This is a genomic window from Bacteroides muris (ex Fokt et al. 2023) (genome assembly GCF_024704895.1).
GTDB lineage: Bacteria > Bacteroidota > Bacteroidia > Bacteroidales > Bacteroidaceae > Bacteroides > Bacteroides muris.
This window is the reverse complement of sequence record NZ_JAMZEE010000090.1, coordinates 1-1685: the sequence shown is the minus strand read 5'-3', so window position 1 is coordinate 1685 and position 1685 is coordinate 1. Positions and strand designations below refer to the sequence as shown.

Below are 1685 nucleotides of genomic sequence, written 5' to 3'. Positions count from 1 at the left end.
TAGGGATATTCAGTAAATGTCTCTAAAAAATAAGATGGCATATGAAGTGATTATGGTCTATCCTCTTCATATGCCATTATTATTGTCATTTTTTCGTGCTTTCTCACATAATTTTATCGAGCAGGACATGACGCTCCGGAAGAAGTCCGATGCCCTCTTCTGCCCCTTGTGAATAAAATCATGTCATGCTGCTTTAGCCGTTTTGTTCCTGATTTTTTCTATCATCAGTACTGCATTTGCCGTATGTATTCCGAAGAAAATCCACAGGATTTCCGTCTTCCTGTTCCGTGCCTTTATCCTTGATAGTGAGTAATGTTGCTTTTGAGTTCCGAAGCTTCCTTCAAGCCGGGTGGCCCTTTCTTTTGAGAGTTCACTTCTGAGTACCTTTCTCAAGGGCTCATCCTTTGGCGCCCTTCCCTTGCGCACGAAGGAAGTGGATATCCCATATTTCGTACAGAACTTTCTGTTGGCATTATTGGCATATATGGAGTCGCCTGCCGCACATGTTACCCTCACTTTCATGAGCCTCTGCTGCATACGGATACAGTTCTTCAGGCGTATACCCTCATTGAAGGCCTTGAACGAGATGTGTTCGATGAACGATATGCCGTCTGTCTGCATATTATTGACCTTCGCACCGAATTCGACGGATTTCGTTTCCTTACCTCTTACGATGGGACGTACATAATGACGGTCAATGCTGACAATACGGTCACTGACCTTACGGCCTTCAAATATTTCCTTTTCCTGTACAAGAACTTTTCTGATGATGGAAAGACGCTTCCGGTAATCCTGTGTATATCGTAGTGCAGCTCCGTAATCTCTATGAATTTCATCCATCTGTATGAGAAGTTTTTCAAGAAGCCTAATCATACGACGCTTGAGCATCCTTGTCCTTGACGCCTTTCTCTTTCTTTTCTTACAGTAGGACAGATAAGCCTTGGCAACATCATCATATTTGTTGCGAGGACGTCTTATGCCCAGAGCCCTGCAGTGCAGGCATATATGTCTGTAGAGCCATTCGAGGCTTTCCCAAAGAAGCTTCATGTCTGTAGGAAAACGCATATGGCTCTCATAGCAGGTGGCATCTGTCATGCACACGTGAAGGTTCTCAAGATACGGTTTCCAGTGTGTGGCCAGTATCTCCTGGAGGGATTCAATGTCAAGACGGGATGCTATTTCATTACGGACGGCGCTGACTATCTTGTAGTTGGTTATGGGAAAAGACGGATCTATCATGATTCCGCAGAACATCTGGTAATGTAGGTTGCCGTTAAGATGTTCCACCAGATGTCTGTCAGAGAATCCCGTATAGGCTTTCAGGACCATAATGGCAATCTTTGCCGAAGGACTGAATATGTTCCTGCGTCCAAGACGATTTTCCGACAGCCCCATGGCTTTTGCCATAACTTCAAAAGGAAACACTGAATGAAGTCTGCCAAGCTCACTCTCATTAAAACTCTTGCGATATTTTTCCAGAATATCAAATTCTGTAAAACCCAAAGTAGGGTGAATTTCTGAAATTTTTTCTATCTTAGCCATATCTTTATTGGGGGATTTCCCCCGTTTTGGCTGTCAAACCTTATTTTCGGGGGAATACCTAAAGATACAAAAAAGCCAACTAATTCGCAACATTTTGTGTATGAATTAGTTGGCTAATTTTATACTATCTACTGAATCTCCCT

1 protein-coding gene is annotated in these 1685 nt (G+C 43.1%); it reads right to left on the bottom strand.

Annotated elements, in window-relative coordinates; all coding sequences use genetic code 11:
• Positions 1-183: 183 nt before the first annotated feature.
• Positions 184-1542 carry a transposase gene (locus tag M1B78_RS18295; RefSeq protein ID WP_257941475.1) on the bottom strand — a complete coding sequence of 453 codons (1359 nt, stop codon included), beginning with the start codon at positions 1540-1542 and terminating at the stop codon, positions 184-186.
• Between the last annotated feature and the right edge of the window lie 143 nt (positions 1543-1685).